Here is a 16,639-nt window from a genome sequence, read left to right as displayed (position 1 = left end):
TCTTAAACACTGAAATTAATGAAAAGGAGTTATAAAAAAATCATAGCGTTTTCCTTTCTGTTCATGGGTTTCTTCTCTTGTAAGGATCTGACAGAAGTGAACATTAACCCGAACGGGATTCAGCCTGATGTAGTGAATCCGAACCTGATATTGCCAACTGTACTGACAGAAGGCGCAAAGTTATATGTGAATCTTGGGTATCAGGATATTGCAGGGGTAGTACAACATACACAGAAAGATGCGTGGTCGTCGGGTCATAATGATTATGATTGGGGTGGCAACCAGAGCTGGAGTGATTACTATAATGTATTGCGTAACAACCAATTGGTATATGACAGAGCAGTAGCTGAGAAATACGAGTTCCATCAGGGTGTAGCCTTGGTTATGAAGTCTTTCATGTTTGGTTTAATTACTGACTTGTGGGGTGATGCACCTTATACAACTGCCCTGAAAGGTGAGTTAGGTAAAACAGAAGATATTCTGCCTGCTTTCGATAGCCAGGAGTCAATTTACACAGGTATTCTGGCTGATCTGGAAAAAGCTAACACGCTTTTATCAAAATCAAAAGCTGAGTATACAGGTATTATTGATAACGCTGACGTAATCTATGCTGGTGACCCAACCAAATGGAGAAAAATGGCTAACTCTTTAGCATTGCGTTATTATATGCGTATTTCTGCAAAAAAACCAGATGTAGCTAAAGCAGGTATCGAGAAAATCGTTGGTAACGCTGCACAATATCCAATTATTACAGCGAATAGTGATGATGCTACCATGAGTTTCCCTGGTACAAGTGATGGTACAGCCTGGCCTGCTAATACTGTATACGATGTAAGTGGTAGCAACTACCGCCGTATTAAAATGGGAGGTACTTTAGTTGAAGTTTTACAAGGATTAAAAGATCCACGTTTAGCAATCTGGGCTAATAAAGTAGAGATTCCTTTAGTAGTTGATGCTTCGTTGCCTGCAGGTACTGATAAAATTGAAGGTGGTAAAAGATATTTGTCTCCTGATAAAGTTGGTAATACATTAATTGATACTGACCCTGAATACGTAGGTCTTCCTACTAGCTTCTCGGCATTGCCATCCGCGTATAACCTGAACCCAACTCCGGGCCAGACATCCTTCAACCCGCACGTTTCGTTCCTGAACGATATTTATAAAGCAGCTACAGGTCCATTATTAAAAGCACGTCTGATTTCAGCTGCGGAGGTAAACTTCATTCTGGCGGAAGCTGCTCTGAAACAATGGGCTACTGGTGATGCAAAATCTCGTTACGAAGCTGGTGTGAGAGCCTCTTTGAATACCTGGACAGTAGGTGGTAAGGCTGATGCTTACCTGGCGAATGCTGGTGTAGCTTATGATGGTACTTTGAAACAAATCATGGAGCAAAAATGGATTGCCAGCTGGACAGCTGCCACAGAAGCATGGTTTGATTTCAGAAGAACAGGTTTACCTGCTTTAAAAGCCGGCCCTGCTGCGAAACGTCAGGCATTACCAGTAAGATTCTATTATATGCAAGACGAATTGAACATTAATAAGACTAATGCAAATGCAGCTTTAGATAAATTGGAAGTAACTAATTTCTCTCAGGCTGATGCAAAAAATAGTGCGTGGTCTAAACCTTGGTTAATTCAAGGTACAGGAAAACCTTGGTAAAAGTAGATTGTTTTTGAAGTAGAAAAAACATCAGGGGCGGCTCATTGTGGCCGTCTCTGATTTTATTAAGAGACATAAACCTCTGAAATATGAATTTTATCAGAAAAGAGATATATAAGATTTTTTGTTTTTTTATTTGTAGTAGTAGTTTCCACACAGCTTTTTCTCAATCTCATACACATCCGCATGAACTCGCTGTATCATTAAACATGGACGTAAAAGTTCTGTTACCCTCAGCTACTCCCGACCGCATCATACTAAATCTGACCTCAACGCCTGAAACTTCGATAGGAGTAAACTGGCGCACAGATACTACCATTACCCAAGGAGAAATTCAGGTTGCCATCGCGACAGATGCAACGCAGTTTTTGAAAAATGTGCGTACGATTTATGCTACATCCGAATATCTGAAAGTGACACACAAAACCGAACCGGAAGTGCAAGCCTACTATCATTCGGGTGTTATTGAAAATCTCGAACCAGGTGGGTTGTACGTATATCGTGTAGGAAATGGCAAACACTGGAGCGAGTGGTTCCAGTTTCGTATGCCGTCTAAAGACCCGAATCGCCCGATTTCTTTGTTGTATTTCGGCGATGCCCAGAATGATATAAAATCTATGTGGTCAAGAGTTATCAGAGAGTCTTATAAAACCATGCCTGATGTAACATTTATGTTGCATGCAGGTGACCTGATTAACCGTAACGACCGCGATGTGGAATGGGGTGAGTGGTTTTATGCGGGTTCGTTTATTCATGCTACTGTTCCAAGTATCATGACACCAGGTAACCATGAGTATGGTGGAGGGAAATTATCTCCGAATTGGAAACCTCAATTTACGTTACCTAAGAATGGTCCGAAAGGCCTGGATGAAACCTGTTACGAGATAAATTATTCTGATTTAAAGGTAATTTCTTTAGATGCTGAGCAGATTGATGAATCGGCGCATTATGCTTCTGCACAAGCTAAATGGCTGGATTCGGTTCTGACCCATAATCCTCGTAAATGGACCGCGATTACCCTTCATTATCCTTTCTTTTCAACCAATCCAAGACGAGATAATAAAGAATTACGCGAACTACTTAAACCAATAGTAGATAAGCACAAAGTTGATATTGTGCTTCAGGGCCATGATCATGCTTATGGACGCGGAATGGTAAGTAATTCGATGGATGTGGCAAGCAACAAAAATCAATCATCGGGCACAGTTTATGTAGTTTCAGTCTCAGGCCCAAAGATGTATGATGCATCTAACGACCCCTGGATGATTCGCAAGGCTAGCAATACCCAATTATTTCAGTTGCTTACCATCAAAGGAAATGTGCTGACATACAAAGCTTTTACAGCCACCGGAGAATTATATGATGCCTTTGATTTACAAAAACAAGCTGGTAAGCCTAATGTCTTGGTCAATAAGATTCCTAAGACACCTGAGAAAAAATGATTTTGCTATAGAGTGAGAATGGGGATAGGAGGAGACTCTTATCCCTTTTTTTATTTGAAATATTTTCTTCTTCGTTAAATGAAACTTACTACTTCAATGAGACCTTTCATAGGTATTCAATTGCCACGACCTTATTAGGTTTCTAGAAATAAATGTTCTCATAAATGATAGTTTTGGCTAAAGCCAAATGGGATTCTAGCAATTTAGTAACCACCAGCTAAAGCTGGCAGCAATTGAATCAATAGCCCCGCGCAGCGTCCGCCCATTTTTAAATGGGGTAACAAGAAAAAAACATCCATATCGGCTTTAGCCAAAACTTATCTCTCACAGATCCGTGTGGCAATTGAGTAAGCTAACCACCAATCGTTGTAGCGTAATCATATGCGGGGTTGCTTTCCAAAAAACTTTCGCTCTACAATAGCCCGTTTCTTTAAACAATTAGTATAAAGGATACAAGCGATTAAGATTCTTGTATGAAATTTGACCTATACAAGCGCAAAATATAACATCTATAAACTACCTATGAAAGAATGAAAAAGTACTCCCTTGCTATTACTCTGTTTGTTTATTGCCTTATCAATATATCGTTCGGATACGCCCAAACCCTGAAAGTAGGCGCGGCCGTCCGGGTTATTACACCTAATCCTTTATTACCTGTATCGGGGGGTATCGGTACACCTAAAGCCTCTACCGAAAAGAAAGGAGACCTTTTTGCCAGAGCGATGGTTTTTGAAAAAGGATCGACGCGCATTGCGATTGTGAATATAGATAATTTAGGCTGGACTTCAATTTTAGGCAATAAATCACGCGCATTAATAAAAGGTATCCCTGCTGAAAATATTCTGATTGGTGCTACCCATACCCATAGCGGTCCTGATGCCTATGCGTTTCCGGATGCAACCGGAAAATCATCTGCCGATTTAAAATACTTAGACTGGTGCGTACAACAAATTGCTGATGCTGTAAATGAAGCGATCAGTAAATTAGAGCCTGCTTCTCTGAAAATTGCTGTTGATGAAGCCAAAGGTAAAATTGCGTATAATTATTATGCACCGGCCTTGTATGACCCACGTTGTGGTATCATTCAGGCGATTGCCACAACGGGTAGTAAACAAGGAAAACCCATTGCTACTTTGGTAAACTATGCCGTTCACCCAGAGGTAATAGGTTCTGGCAGGGGGATTCTGAGCCCGGACCTTTGCGGCCCATTGTATGACCGTATTGAATCGAAAGTTGGAGGGGTTGCGCTGTTTATGAACGGAGCACAAGGCGGAATGGTTACGGCTGATACCCGTCTGGAATATGGTAAAGAAGGAGCCGGACAAAAAGAAGCCAATACCTGGGAAGAATGTATCCGAATTGGTGAATTGTTGGCTGATGAAGCCCTACGAATTGTAGAAAAAGCCCCAGTGTTAGCAAATCCGGATATTTATTGTGTGTCTCGCAAAATAGATTTTCCGGTCGATTCAGAGATTATGCGTTATATTCTGAAAAACTCGCCGTTGAAGCATGATTTGAACAAGGAAAATGTAGTAAGCACGCAATTGAATTTATTGAATATTGGCCCGGCACAGATATTGACAGTTCCGGGAGAAGCATTGCCCAACATCGGCTATTATGTCAAACGTAATATGAATACCAAATTGCCGTTTCTATTCGGGTTGACAAATGATGCCTTTGGTTATATGCTCACCAAAGTAGACTTCAATAGTTTCAAACGATATGAATATGTCAGCCGAACCAGTCTAGGCGAAATGACCGGAGAAATTTATATCGAGCAAGCCCTGAAACTGGTAAAAGATAGTCCAAAACCACAATAAATTTTCATCACTAAAAGACAAGCCTTTTTATTAACAGATTAAATACCTCATCTATGAAAAGTACTTTAGTAAGATTGCTTACATTATGTACAGCCCTTGTCATGACATCGGTTTGTATTTATGCACAGAATTCAGTTACCCCAGAAACTGCCCTTAAGAGTTATATCAATAATGGTGACAAGACTTATAAATGGGAAGTAAGAGATTCATTAACCAAAGACAATGTAACGATGTATAATCTGGTATTGACTTCGCAAAAATGGAGACAATATACCTGGAGACACCAATTGACTATCTTTGTGCCAAAAGATAAACAGTATGATGGCGCTTTGTTATTCATCACCGGAGGCTCAAACAAAGACGAACAACCTAACTGGAGCAAAGAAGATAAACTTTGGTCGTCGTTGGCAGGTGCTGCTGCAAAAACCAAGGCGATTGTGGCTTTGATTAAACAAGTGCCAAACCAACCATTATATGGTGATTTGACTGAAGATGCCCTGATTTCTTATACCTTGCATAACTTCAAAAAAGACAATGATTATACCTGGCCTTTGCTTTTTCCGATGGTAAAATCGGCGGTGAAAGCGATGGACGCGGTACAGGAGTTTGCGAAGAAGAACAATAACTTTACCGTAAACAGATTTGTGATTTCGGGTGCTTCAAAACGTGGCTGGACCACCTGGTTATCAAGTGCGATTGATGATAAACGAGTAGTGGGTATCGGCCCGATGGTAATTGATATGCTGAATATGCCAGCAACACTTGACTATCAGTTTAAAACCTATGGCGAGTATAGCATTCAGATTGAAGATTATACCAAATTGGGTATTCCGCAAACTTCTGATTCAAAAGAAGGTAGAGCTATTACAGCTATGGTAGACCCTTATTCGTATAGAGCTAAGTTGACTATTCCGAAAATTATCTTTATCGGTACTAACGATGAATACTGGACGGTTGACGCTATCAAACATTATTATGACCAGATTCCGGGTAAGAATATGATTCATTATACACCAAATGCAGGTCATGATTTAGGTGGTGGCAAACAGGCATTCGAGTCATTAACCGCATTCTTTGGCTTAACATTAATGAACAAAGAATACCCTGCTAATACCTGGAAAACGACTGATACAAAAGAGGGCGTAGAACTGGCTATTAATGCCCAACAAACAGATTTAGTTGGGGCTACCATCTGGCACACCACTTCATCAGACCGTGATTTCCGTAATAATCTTTGGTTAAGTGATAATATGAAATTAACAAAAGAGCCTGTTGTAAAAATAACAGTTCCTTACCCAACTAAAGGATATGCAGCCTTTTATGTAGATTTGAAATACAAAGACCCTAACGGCGGCACTTATACTGTTAGCACAAGAGTATTTGTAACTGATGGGAATAAGGTGTTATAAAATATATTATCTAACCACTGAGTTTCACTGAGCGAACGTCGCCCGGTCTTGCACGGAGTTGCACCGTGTTACTCCGTGTATAACTCTGTGTCACTCCGTGGTTAACTCTATTAATTGAGAATATTCAACCTATAAGCTACATGGAGCGCTCTCGTCCTGATTATTTAATGGATCGGCTTATCAACAATCAACTCTCCAAAGATGAATTGGCAGAGCTATTGGCTGGTATTGGAGAGACTGAAATGTCGCCAGAGTACTCAGATATCCTCGAACGTTATTTTAACCAGCTTCTGGCAGAAGCACACCCAGATAAAACCATCGTGTCTGAACAAGACCAATAAAATTACCCATGAAATCGCTTACACTTTTAATTACAGTCAGTGCCTTCTGCGGCATAAGTGCTTTTGTCCCCGCCTCGTCATTTATAGATAAGGGTCCTTCTACAGGAACAGATTCATCAAAAGTCTTAAAAGAAAAGTATCACCTGGGTTTATCGGCACATAGAGGTAGTTCAATCATCGCTCCTGAAAATACACTGGCCACCTTTAAAACCGTGCTGGAAATGGGCGTAGATTATATTGAAATTGATGTGCGTACAACAAAAGACAATCAACTGGCTATTTTGCACGATGGCACATTAAACCGTACCACCTCTGGCGAAGGCCCAATGAAAAACTTTACACTGGCAGAATTGAAACAATTGTCAGCGGGTAAGGGCTACCCGGATAAATTTAAAGAAGAGCGGATCCCGACTTTGCAGGAAACTACTCAACTATTGGCAAAATGGAATAAAACCCATAAACACCAGACCAATCTATATGTCGATTGTAAAGACGTAGCTCCTGAACCCTTGGTAAAAGAACTAAAAGCAAGTAATCTGCTGAAAGATGCCGTTTTTTATGGTAATGATGATTTTCTGCTAGCCTTGAAAAAAGTATATCCAAAGGCAAAACTCATGCCCTCATTAAATAAGCCGGAAGAAATAGAAGCGAAAGTATCTAAATTACAGCCTTATGCTTTTGATGTGAAATGGACCATCCTGAACGAGCAATTAGTGGCAGATATTCACAAATACAAGGTAAAAGTATTTTCTGATGTATTAGGGCTTTTAGATACATCTCCTAATTATAGAAAAGCTGCCGCAATGGGCGTGGACCTCATCCAGACCGACCGTGTGAGAAAAGTATATACAACACTATTAGAGAAAAATTAACGGGTAGGCTTGCTGGTTATATTAACACCCAGCCAGATAAGCGCCAAGCCCACGGCTCCCATAATAAATTGAAGTGGGTGCAAGGTTTGTATCAGATAAAGCTGAGCTATAAGCCAGACTATTAAGATTATTCCTTGCATCCATACCATCCAGGCCCATTTTCTGGGTTTTATCAGAAAGCCTATAAAAGCAGCTATACTCCCAAGCCCGTTGCAAATCAATAGCACAATACCCGGAATAAGAAAATCTTCAAATGGACTGCGATTTAATAAACTGACAGACATATCCAAGCTACTGCCATCAGGGTATCTGATAAGATTCCAACCGCCATATAAGGCACCGAAACCATTGAACAATAACAGAACAGAAGCAAGTGTACTAAGAAAAGATTTCATCGTCAGATATTTTTTACAAAGTACCTGATTTTAGAAACGATAGGGTATGATGAACGTCAGGTTCTGAAATGACAATTCATAGATAAATCATTTGAAACAACCTATTTAGCGGCCTCTTCCACAGGCTCAGCGCCAAATCTTTTCTGCGCACCCTTTAATTCTTCATGTGAGTTGATAGCAATCAGGGCCAGCAAGGCAATGAAAACCGCCACTCCAGCCACATTGAAAGACCATTTTTTAAGGCCAATCTGATGGTCGGCAAATGAGGGTTGGGTTTTATTGATTAATAGTAGAATCACAACCAGATTGAGGGCATAAAGATATTGCTCAGGGCGATAAGTGCTCACAAAAGCGCCTGTTATAACCCAACTTAAAACAATATATAAGCTTAAATGTCCTATAAAAAAAGTAAGTATGGCCTTATAGCTATAAGCAACCTTTGCGGGTTGAGAAAAGTAATATTTATACAACCAGATGAGGGTAAACAGTAAGATAAGCCCCAAACCAATCCATTCAGTTATACCAAATAATGGGCTGCCCTCTAATACATTAAGCTTGGTAAGCATTTCATATACACGCTTGGTTTCAAAATTCTGTTGCCACACAGTGAATGGAATAATCAACACGACCATCAGCAAGGGAAATAGCTGAGAATTTTTCTTTTGTGAACTTTCCAGAGGCTCCCATGAAGAAGTCAAGGTGCCATAAGACATGCCCAGGCCACCAAAGAAGCCCAGTGTATATTCCATTACATTCCAGAAATTGAACTTGATACCCGAAACACTACCAAGAACCTGTAAGAAATTTCCAAAGGCAAAACCAAAACCGCCACCTAAGCCAGAAAAAACAGCCACTCTTAAAGCAGAATTTCTCTGATGTCTCACCATAAACCAGGTCAGAGCCACAGCTGCGCCGAAACAAGCTGCCCACATTTCAGAGCGTGGGGGAGTCATGAACCATTCAAATTCGGTAATGATGAAATAATAGAACAAAAATGCCCCAGCCAGCATTTCTACAATCAGATTCACCCATTTGACTGGATTTTTAGTCGTATCTGATAAAGCCAGGCCAAATAAACCACCACCGATATAGCCATACAATCCGCCAATCACAAACAACATCATTAAGCCATAATAAGCATTCGCAAAATCATCTGCACGTCCATAACCCACCACAATTCCATAACTCATAATTCCGCCCAATCCCCAACCCAAAGCACCAGCCATCATAATACTGAAAAACCGGCTATACCAATCGCTTCTTTTCGCAACCAATATCAGGCTCAGACAACCGATACCACCGGCCCATGCGGCGCCGTGTTCATGGCCGAATTGCCCGCGAATAGCCCATGCCGTTCCGAGTGACAAGGCCACTACAAGCATACTTAAATATAACTGTATGTTTTTCATTTGTTTAGGTATGATAATTAGGGTCGAATAGAATTTATTACTATACTTCGGGTGCTTAAAAAAAGGCTATCTGGGTTCAGATATTTTGCACAACAATAGTCCGAAAATTATTTTTGCCAGTATTACAAGACAAAGACAAACAATCAAGCACAAACAGATATGAATCAAAGATGGTGTTTGCTTTTGGGGTTGCTCAGCAGTTTTTTCCTGCTTAGCTGTGGCTCAAAAGTAAAAGTGGAAGAACGTACCTTAAGTGAAAACTGGACAATTGCCTCTACGAAAGAGATCAATGCCGATGCCAAATCACTTTCAACACAGTTAATTAATCCTGAAAAATGGGTAAAAGCTACCGTGCCAACTACGGTGTTAGGCGCATTGGTAGAAGCAGGCGTGTATAAAGACCCCTTTGTAGGTAAAAATCTTGAAAAAATACCTCGCGCACCTTTCGAAAACTCTTGGTGGTTTAGAAATACATTCGAATTAGAAGACGTAAATACACAGGAAGAATACCTGGCTTTGAAGATCGATGGAATAAACTATCGGGCTAATTTCTGGTTGAACGGGGTAAAGGTAGCTTCTCAGGATACGCTTTTTGGTGCCTTCCGTCAGTTTCAGATTGATATTACCAAAGCAGCTAAAAGTGGCGAAAACGTGCTTTTAGTAGAGGTATTCCCCCCTCAGGTACGTGACTTTTATATGGGTTTTGTAGACTGGGCGCCAACCCCTCCTGATCATTATATGGGGATCTTCCGGGACATAACCCTCAAACGTTCTGGAAAGGTAGACGTTACGGTGACTACCTTTATTGCTCCTGACCTTGACCCGAAAGATTTAACGCAGGCTTCGCTGACCATCAGTACTGAATTAACCAACCATAGTGATGCCTCAAAAACGGTAGAAGTAAAAGGCATTATTGAAGATATTTCTTTCAAAAAGAGTTTTACTTTGGCACCTCACGAACACAGGGAAGTGAAATTTACACCTGCTGATACCAAAGAGTTATTGATTAAGAACCCACGTTTATGGTGGCCGAATGGCTTGGGTAACCCTGAAATGTATACGTTGAACCTGGAAGTAAACGAAAATGGGAAATTATCAGATAAACAAAGTACCCGATTTGGTATCCGCAAGATAGAAACCTATCTGAATGATAAGGGTGTGAGAGGCTATAAAGTAAATGGGAGAGATGTGTTGATTAAAAGCGCAGGCTGGGTAGATGATTTGTTTTTGCGCTATATGCCTGAAAAAGATGAAGCACAGATTCGGTATGTAAAAGAAATGAATCTGAACTCGCTGAGATTTGAAGGGGTGTGGGGAAATAATCATCATATCTATGATTTATGCGATGAAAACGGTATCCTGCTCATGGTTGGCTGGAGTTGTCAATGGGAATGGCCGGATTATCTGGGCATGGAGCTGAAAATGAAACCCGGCGATGAAAACCTGCCGATTAACGAGGGGGTAGATTTATACGCCGTAAAACTGACACCAGACGAAGAGACCTTACTATCGAATTATTTAAGAGACCAGGTGAAATGGTTACGCAACCACCCAAGCATCTTCACATGGGCGGGTGGGAGCGATGCCATGCCAAAACCTTCGCTTGAAAAACGCTACCAGGATATTCTGAAACAATATGATCCGACGCGACCATTTCTGATATCCTCCGGTGATTTTACCAGTGAGTTGACTGGAAAGTCAGGCATGAAAATGAACGGGCCTTATGAGTATGTGCCGCCTGTCTATTGGTTTGAAGATAAAAAACTGGGTGGTGCTTTTGGCTTTAATAGCGAAACCGGCCCAGGGCCCCAATTACCTCCGATTAGCGGTATCAAAAAGGCAATTCCTGCGGCTGATTTATGGCCACCAGATAACAAGATGTGGAATTACCATTCTGGCCGCAAGGACTTCAATACGCTGGGTGTTTTCCTGAATGCCTTAGATAAAAGATACGGAAAGCCACAGAATCTGGAAGAATTAGCCTTAAAAGCACAGGTAATGGAATATGAAGCCATTCGCCCCATGTTTGAAGCTTTTGTCATTAATCGTCCGGTAGCAACCGGTGTTGTGCAGTGGATGCTCAATTCGCCATGGCCTGATTTCTACTGGCAGATGTACGATTATTACCTGATGCCAACAGGAGCTTATTATGGCGTAAAAAAAGCTGCTCAACCCGTGAATATCATTTATGATTATTATAACCAGACTGTTCATCTAAGCAATGATACCCGTCAGGCATTGGCCGATATAAAGGCAGAAGTGAGGCTTTTTGATAAAAACTCAAAGCAGATATTTGCGAAGACTGAAAGTGTAAAAATGGGAGAAAATACGACCAATAAATGGTTGAACCTGCCTGCTTTACAAGGCAAGAATGGAGTTTATTTCTTATCGCTTACCTTGAAAAACAGCAAAGGTGAGTTGATTGCTGATAATTTCTATTGGTTGGCTTCGCAGAAAGATCAGTTGGATTGGTCAAAGTATTTCTGGTTTTACACGCCACAGAAACAATATGCTGATTTTAGTGGACTCAATACTTTACCTAAAGCAGAAATAAAGGCAGAGAAAAGCATCAAAGAACTGAGTAAAGATGAGTTTGAAGTGACGCTGAAACTGACCAATACGTCTGATAAACTGGCTTTCTTTGTAGAAGCTGAACTGGCTGATGGTGCCAATGGTAGTGTGGTTGCTCCGGTTTTCTGGTCTGACAATTATGTGTCTATTCCTCCGAAAGAGAGTAAAACTATTACAGTGAAGTATTATAAAAAAGACCTGAAAGGTAATCCATCTATCAAAATACAAGGCTACAATCTATTAAAACCGATGACTTTATAAACTCATGCTAAGAAAATCTATTCAACTAACCACCCTGTTGCTCGTTTGCTTTGTTTCAGCAATCGCACAACCCATTACCATTAAAAGTGCCAGTATTATTGCCTCTAATTCGATACCTTCTCCGGTAAAAGAAACGACCGTGAAAATGCTGACTGAGGAGATTCAGAAGCGGACGTCTATTGGTTTGAAGTCTATTACAGGGCAACCCAAAAGCAATGAATATACTATCGCGTTGGTATTATCAAGCGACAAAGATTTAGCAGGTAAAACTATTCCGACAAGCACAGACAAAACCGAGCCTGAGTTTAAGGCAGAGGGTTATAGAGTTGTTTCTGAGCTGACCGACAAAGGCGGCATTCTATGGATAATCGGGGCTGATGCCAGAGGCGTATTGTTTGGGGCAGGCTGGGTATTACGCAAAGCCACTTTATTGCCCAAGACTATTCAATTAGAAGCTAAAACCAATGTGGCAACTTCACCTGAATATGCTATCAGAGGGCATCAGTTGGGTTATCGGCATACGGCTAATTCTTATGATGCCTGGACAGTGGCCCAATTTGACCAATATATCAGAGAACTGGCAATTTTTGGTTCGAATGCTGTTGAAGGGATTCCTTTTCATGAAGATGAGAACCCAAGCCCGCATTTTAAAATATCTTCGGCAGAGATGCGTGTAAAATTAAGCGAGATATGTCAGGCTTATGATCAGGATTACTGGATCTGGACACCTGTTACTTTTGATTTAACCGATACCAAAAAACGTACGGCCGAATTGAATCTACATGAAGATATGTATAAAAAATGCCCTCGCCTGGATCATATTTTTATTCCGGGTGGTGACCCCGGTGATAATCATCCCAAAGATGTGATGCCGTTTTTGAAAGACTTACACGAGCGCTTGGTTAAGTATCATCCTAAGGCTAAAATATGGTTATCATTACAAGGCTTTAGTGTAGAGCAGGTTGATTATTTCTACCAATACCTGAAAGAGAATAAACCTACGTGGTTTGAAGGGGTGGTATCAGGCCCGAGCAGCCCGCCAATGGCTGAGACGCGTTATAGACTGCCTAAGAATTATAAGCACAGAGAATACCCAGACCTGACGCACAACGTGAGATGTGAGTTTCCGGTTCGTCAATGGGATCAGGCTTATGCTTTGACCTTGGGTAGAGAGGCTTGTAATCCTCGCCCGTATGAGTTTGCGGCGATTCATAAAACCTATGCTGCTTATACGGATGGTTTCTTGTCGTATTCGGATGGTTGTCATGATGATATTAACAAGATAACCTGGAGTATGCGCGCATGGGATACACAAACTGATGTAAGAGAAATACTGGTTGATTATGGCAACTTCTTCTTCGGAAAGAATCTGTCCGAAAATATAGCTGATGGTATTGCCGCCCTTGAAAACAACTGGAAAGGCCCATTAGCACAAAACGGAGGAGTAGAAGCTACGTTTGCTTTCTGGAAAGGTATGGAGGCGACAGCCACCCCACAGCTCAACGAAAACTGGCGCTGGCAGATATTGTTGCTAAGAGGGTATTATGACACTTATACACGTCGCAGATTAATCTACGAGCAAGACCTTGAAAAACAAGCCAATATCATGCTGGCAAAAGCGCCACAAATGGGTGCGGATAAAGCGATGTCAGCGGCTTGGGAGGTTTTGGAGAAAGCCGAAAAAGCGCCGGTAGGCTACGATTTAAGAAAGAAGATAGAGCAATTGTGTCAGGCACTATACACTTCTATTGGCTTGCAGACCAGTGTGCCTAAACATCAGGCCAAGGGTTATGAGCGTGGTTGTTTATTAGACTTTGTAGACTATCCACTCAATAACCGCTGGTGGCTGGAAGACGAATTCAAGAAACTGAAGCCGATTGTAGCCGATAGCAATGCCAAAGTAATGGCAAGGCTGAATGTTATCAGCACATGGGAGAATCCGGGTGCTGGTAGTTTTTATGACGATGTATCAAGTACCAGCAAAGGCCCGAGAGTAAAAAGCATTGTGGATGATGCCACCGATATTGCCTGGTGGGACAATGGTTTCAGCCGTGCCAGATTATCTACCCAGACTTTCCAGAATAACCCTGAGCTGGTATATGATAACCTGCAAGCTGATGCCCGTTATATTATCAGAGTAGCTGGGATGGGAGAGGCACTTTTGAGAGTAGACGGTAAACGCCTGAGTCCGATTGTATACAACCGCGAAAACGAGACTTTCAAAGAGTGGATAGTGCCATTGAATTTGAGTATGGACGGGAAGATAAGCGTTACTTTCGATGAACCGGAGGAGTCTCATCTTAACTGGCGAAAACACTCAAAAGTTTCTGATGTATGGCTTTTAAAGCAATAATCTGATGAAGGAGCTATTCCAGCTATCAGGCATCGTTACCGTGCTTAACACTCCATTTGATAAGCACGGTAACGTTGATTTGGCATCTCTTAAAAGAAATGTACAATATGCCCTGAAAGCTGGCGTAGCGGGGTTTTTAGTGCCTGCACTGGCCTCTGAAGTAGTTTCACTCAATATAGCGGAGCGCTTGCAAATGGTAGAAGCAGTAACCGAAGAAGTAGCCAATAAGGTACCAGTCTTTGCGGGAGCAGGAGAACCAGATATTGAAAGACGGAAGCATATAGTAAAAGAGTATCTGGCAATGGGCTGTAAAAATGTTCTGTTCCAGATGCCCTTTGAAAATGAAGCAACTTTCAAAAAACAGTTCTATGAATTAGCCAATCTGGGTGTAGAAACCATCATGTTACAAGATTGGAGCGCCAATGGCTATGGCTTGCCCGATGAGTTGATTTTAGCGTTATTTCAAGAGGTAGAAGCCTTCCGTTGTCTGAAAGTAGAGACAGTTCCTGCGGGGGTAAAATATAGCCGCTTATTAGCATTGACAGACGGCAAACTCCATTTGAGTGGCGGCTGGGCAGTAACCCAGATGATAGAGGGATTGAAAAGAGGTGTTCATGCTTTTATGCCTACTGGTATGCACAGAACATATTGCGCTATCTATAAACATTTCAAAGCCGGAGAATTAGCAAAGGCTGAACAACTTTTCTATCAGATATTACCGGTTTTAGCTTTCTCTAATCAGCACCTGGATATTTCTATTCACTTCTTTAAACGCCTGCTACATAAGCAGGGAGTGTATAAAACCCCAAATGTGCGAGCGTCTTTATTGCCCTTTGATGAGGTTCACGAAGAGATAGCTAATCAATTGATAGAAAGAGTGATGGCATTTGAAGGAGAAGTATAAACGTAAAGATTACTTGCCCGCCAGATACCTGTTTCGATACTCAATTGGTGTGCAACCTTTTACTTGTCTGAACTGGCGAGCGATGTTCTTGCTATCGGTCAGGCCCATGTCTAAGGCAATTTCAAAAACGGTTAGATCCGTCTCTCTCAATTTTTGGGTGAGTTTCTCTATACGCAGATTGAAAATATACTTATAGATAGGCAAGCCGGTAATGTATTGAAAGCGTTTCTCCAAAGCGCGTCTTGAAAGTGGCACTTGCTTTACTACATCATCTACCTGTAGATTCTTGTCAATGTTCTGGTGAATGTACTTGAGCGAAGTAGCGATATAGTCATCATTCGTAGCATAAATATCTGTTGAATGACGAGTAACTACCTGCGTAGGTTTTACAACAATATCATAATAATCAGCTGTGCCGTTTTTTATCATTTGTTCCAACAACTTAGCGGCATCATATCCGCCTTTCTCAGCATCTTGCCCGATACTTGATAGGGGAGGGTCAGAGAACTCACAAATCATTTCATCATTGTCAACTCCCAATACCGCCACTTCCTCTGGAATACGAATATTGGAGTGTCGGCAGGCTTCTGTAATATGTTGCCCCTGGTTATCATCACAGGCCATCAGGGCAATAGGCTTGGGCAGCGATTTTAACCACTGGCTCAATGAGCTGGGTTTATAATACCATATCTCAGTAGAGCGTGCCATTACATGCTCAAAATAATGCACTTTATAACCCGCCTTGCTAATCCGTTCTTCAAAACCTTCCGCACGTTCTCTCGACCATACAATGTCTTTGAATCCATAAAAAGCAAAGTTCTTGAAGCCTTTTCTCAGAAAATATTCAGCCCCCATTTCCCCGGCTTCTTTGTGCGCACCCGTGATATTTGGAATCTCCCGGAAGCGTTCTTTAAAGTCTTGAGCAATCACTGGTATACCTGCTTCTACAAATTTCTCAACGGCCGGGTCATTATATAACTGACCAATGATGCCGTCTGCACCCCATTCCAACGCCCATTCGAGAATCCCCTCCATCCCAATCGTTTCACGCTGAAAAAGCGGCATCCGACAGAAAATCCAGGGGCCATGTTCTTTCGAGTATTTGGCGATGCCTTTCAAAAGAGCCTTGCTATATTCTTCGGCAAAGTCAATTAAAAGAATAATTTTATACATACCTGATTATTAGATTCACACTAAATTCCC

General features: G+C 41.5%; 12 protein-coding genes. 9 read left to right on the top strand and 3 right to left on the bottom strand.

Features of this window, described 5'->3' with window-relative positions:
- Nucleotides 1-18 precede the first annotated feature (18 nt).
- The 6 genes from ACYVFA_RS21280 (at nt 19) to ACYVFA_RS21255 (ending at nt 7,543) form a co-directional block, all read left to right on the top strand.
- Nucleotides 19-1,659, top strand: a complete 1,641-nt coding sequence (locus tag ACYVFA_RS21280) for a SusD/RagB family nutrient-binding outer membrane lipoprotein (RefSeq protein WP_460473882.1) — start codon at nt 19-21, stop codon at nt 1,657-1,659.
- A gap of 89 nt (nt 1,660-1,748) precedes the next feature.
- The gene (locus ACYVFA_RS21275; protein ID WP_460473881.1) at nt 1,749-3,101 is read left to right on the top strand and encodes a purple acid phosphatase family protein; all 1,353 of its coding nucleotides are present in this window, start codon (nt 1,749-1,751) and stop codon (nt 3,099-3,101) included.
- Nucleotides 3,102-3,631: 530 nt separating this feature from the next.
- Nucleotides 3,632-4,921, top strand: coding sequence for a hypothetical protein (locus ACYVFA_RS21270; RefSeq protein WP_460473880.1), 1,290 nt, complete (start codon nt 3,632-3,634; stop codon nt 4,919-4,921).
- 53 nt (nt 4,922-4,974) lie between these two features.
- Entirely contained in the window at nt 4,975-6,330 is a 1,356-nt protein-coding gene (locus ACYVFA_RS21265) for a PhoPQ-activated pathogenicity-related family protein (protein ID WP_460473879.1), read from the top strand.
- Between the two features lie 140 nt (nt 6,331-6,470).
- Nucleotides 6,471-6,671: a hypothetical protein gene (locus ACYVFA_RS21260; protein ID WP_460473878.1), complete on the top strand. Its 201-nt coding sequence runs from the start codon at nt 6,471-6,473 to the stop codon at nt 6,669-6,671.
- Between the two features lie 8 nt (nt 6,672-6,679).
- Nucleotides 6,680-7,543, top strand: coding sequence for a glycerophosphodiester phosphodiesterase (locus ACYVFA_RS21255; protein WP_460473877.1), 864 nt, complete (start codon nt 6,680-6,682; stop codon nt 7,541-7,543).
- Here the strand turns inward: ACYVFA_RS21255 and ACYVFA_RS21250 are convergent.
- Together ACYVFA_RS21250 and ACYVFA_RS21245 are read right to left on the bottom strand one after the other, a co-directional pair.
- Nucleotides 7,540-7,938 (bottom strand): hypothetical protein, encoded by a 399-nt coding sequence (locus tag ACYVFA_RS21250; RefSeq protein WP_460473876.1) that lies wholly within the window; start codon nt 7,936-7,938, stop codon nt 7,540-7,542. The two genes, ACYVFA_RS21255 and ACYVFA_RS21250, sit on opposite strands and share 4 nt — an antisense overlap.
- Before the next feature lie 101 nt (nt 7,939-8,039).
- Nucleotides 8,040-9,347: a photosystem II biosynthesis protein gene (locus tag ACYVFA_RS21245; protein ID WP_460473875.1), complete on the bottom strand. Its 1,308-nt coding sequence runs from the start codon at nt 9,345-9,347 to the stop codon at nt 8,040-8,042.
- 159 nt (nt 9,348-9,506) lie between these two features.
- Here ACYVFA_RS21245 and ACYVFA_RS21240 point away from each other — a divergent pair, with 159 nt between their 5' ends.
- Genes ACYVFA_RS21240 through ACYVFA_RS21230 form a run of 3 tightly spaced genes read left to right on the top strand, consistent with a single transcriptional unit; the run spans nt 9,507 to nt 15,436 of the window.
- A complete protein-coding gene (locus ACYVFA_RS21240; RefSeq protein ID WP_460473874.1) occupies nt 9,507-12,179 on the top strand; it encodes a glycoside hydrolase family 2 protein in 2,673 nt (890 codons plus the stop codon).
- A gap of 4 nt (nt 12,180-12,183) precedes the next feature.
- Nucleotides 12,184-14,532, top strand: coding sequence for a beta-N-acetylhexosaminidase family protein (locus ACYVFA_RS21235; protein ID WP_460473873.1), 2,349 nt, complete (start codon nt 12,184-12,186; stop codon nt 14,530-14,532).
- A 4-nt stretch (nt 14,533-14,536) separates the two neighbouring features.
- Nucleotides 14,537-15,436: a dihydrodipicolinate synthase family protein gene (locus ACYVFA_RS21230; protein WP_460473872.1), complete on the top strand. Its 900-nt coding sequence runs from the start codon at nt 14,537-14,539 to the stop codon at nt 15,434-15,436.
- 9 nt (nt 15,437-15,445) lie between these two features.
- Here the strand turns inward: ACYVFA_RS21230 and ACYVFA_RS21225 are convergent, their stop codons facing one another.
- Nucleotides 15,446-16,609 (bottom strand): XylR family transcriptional regulator, encoded by a 1,164-nt coding sequence (locus tag ACYVFA_RS21225; protein ID WP_460473871.1) that lies wholly within the window; start codon nt 16,607-16,609, stop codon nt 15,446-15,448.
- Nucleotides 16,610-16,639 lie beyond the last annotated feature (30 nt).

The sequence above is a fragment of the Emticicia fontis genome, assembly GCF_054779675.1.
This window is presented reverse-complemented; position numbering and strand designations above follow the sequence as displayed.

Excerpts from the sequence above, each read along its gene's own strand:
- ACYVFA_RS21250 (WP_460473876.1), bottom strand. The coding sequence starts at position 7,938 with ATGAAATCTTTTCTTAGTACACTTGCTTCTGTTCTGTTATTGTTCAAT.
- ACYVFA_RS21225 (WP_460473871.1), bottom strand. The coding sequence starts at position 16,609 with ATGTATAAAATTATTCTTTTAATTGACTTTGCCGAAGAATATAGCAAG.
- ACYVFA_RS21245 (WP_460473875.1), bottom strand. The coding sequence starts at position 9,347 with ATGAAAAACATACAGTTATATTTAAGTATGCTTGTAGTGGCCTTGTCA.
- ACYVFA_RS21265 (WP_460473879.1), top strand. The coding sequence starts at position 4,975 with ATGAAAAGTACTTTAGTAAGATTGCTTACATTATGTACAGCCCTTGTC.
- ACYVFA_RS21255 (WP_460473877.1), top strand. The coding sequence starts at position 6,680 with ATGAAATCGCTTACACTTTTAATTACAGTCAGTGCCTTCTGCGGCATA.
- ACYVFA_RS21280 (WP_460473882.1), top strand. The coding sequence starts at position 19 with ATGAAAAGGAGTTATAAAAAAATCATAGCGTTTTCCTTTCTGTTCATG.
- ACYVFA_RS21230 (WP_460473872.1), top strand. The coding sequence starts at position 14,537 with ATGAAGGAGCTATTCCAGCTATCAGGCATCGTTACCGTGCTTAACACT.
- ACYVFA_RS21235 (WP_460473873.1), top strand. The coding sequence starts at position 12,184 with ATGCTAAGAAAATCTATTCAACTAACCACCCTGTTGCTCGTTTGCTTT.
- ACYVFA_RS21275 (WP_460473881.1), top strand. The coding sequence starts at position 1,749 with ATGAATTTTATCAGAAAAGAGATATATAAGATTTTTTGTTTTTTTATT.
- ACYVFA_RS21240 (WP_460473874.1), top strand. The coding sequence starts at position 9,507 with ATGAATCAAAGATGGTGTTTGCTTTTGGGGTTGCTCAGCAGTTTTTTC.
- ACYVFA_RS21260 (WP_460473878.1), top strand. The coding sequence starts at position 6,471 with ATGGAGCGCTCTCGTCCTGATTATTTAATGGATCGGCTTATCAACAAT.
- ACYVFA_RS21270 (WP_460473880.1), top strand. The coding sequence starts at position 3,632 with ATGAAAAAGTACTCCCTTGCTATTACTCTGTTTGTTTATTGCCTTATC.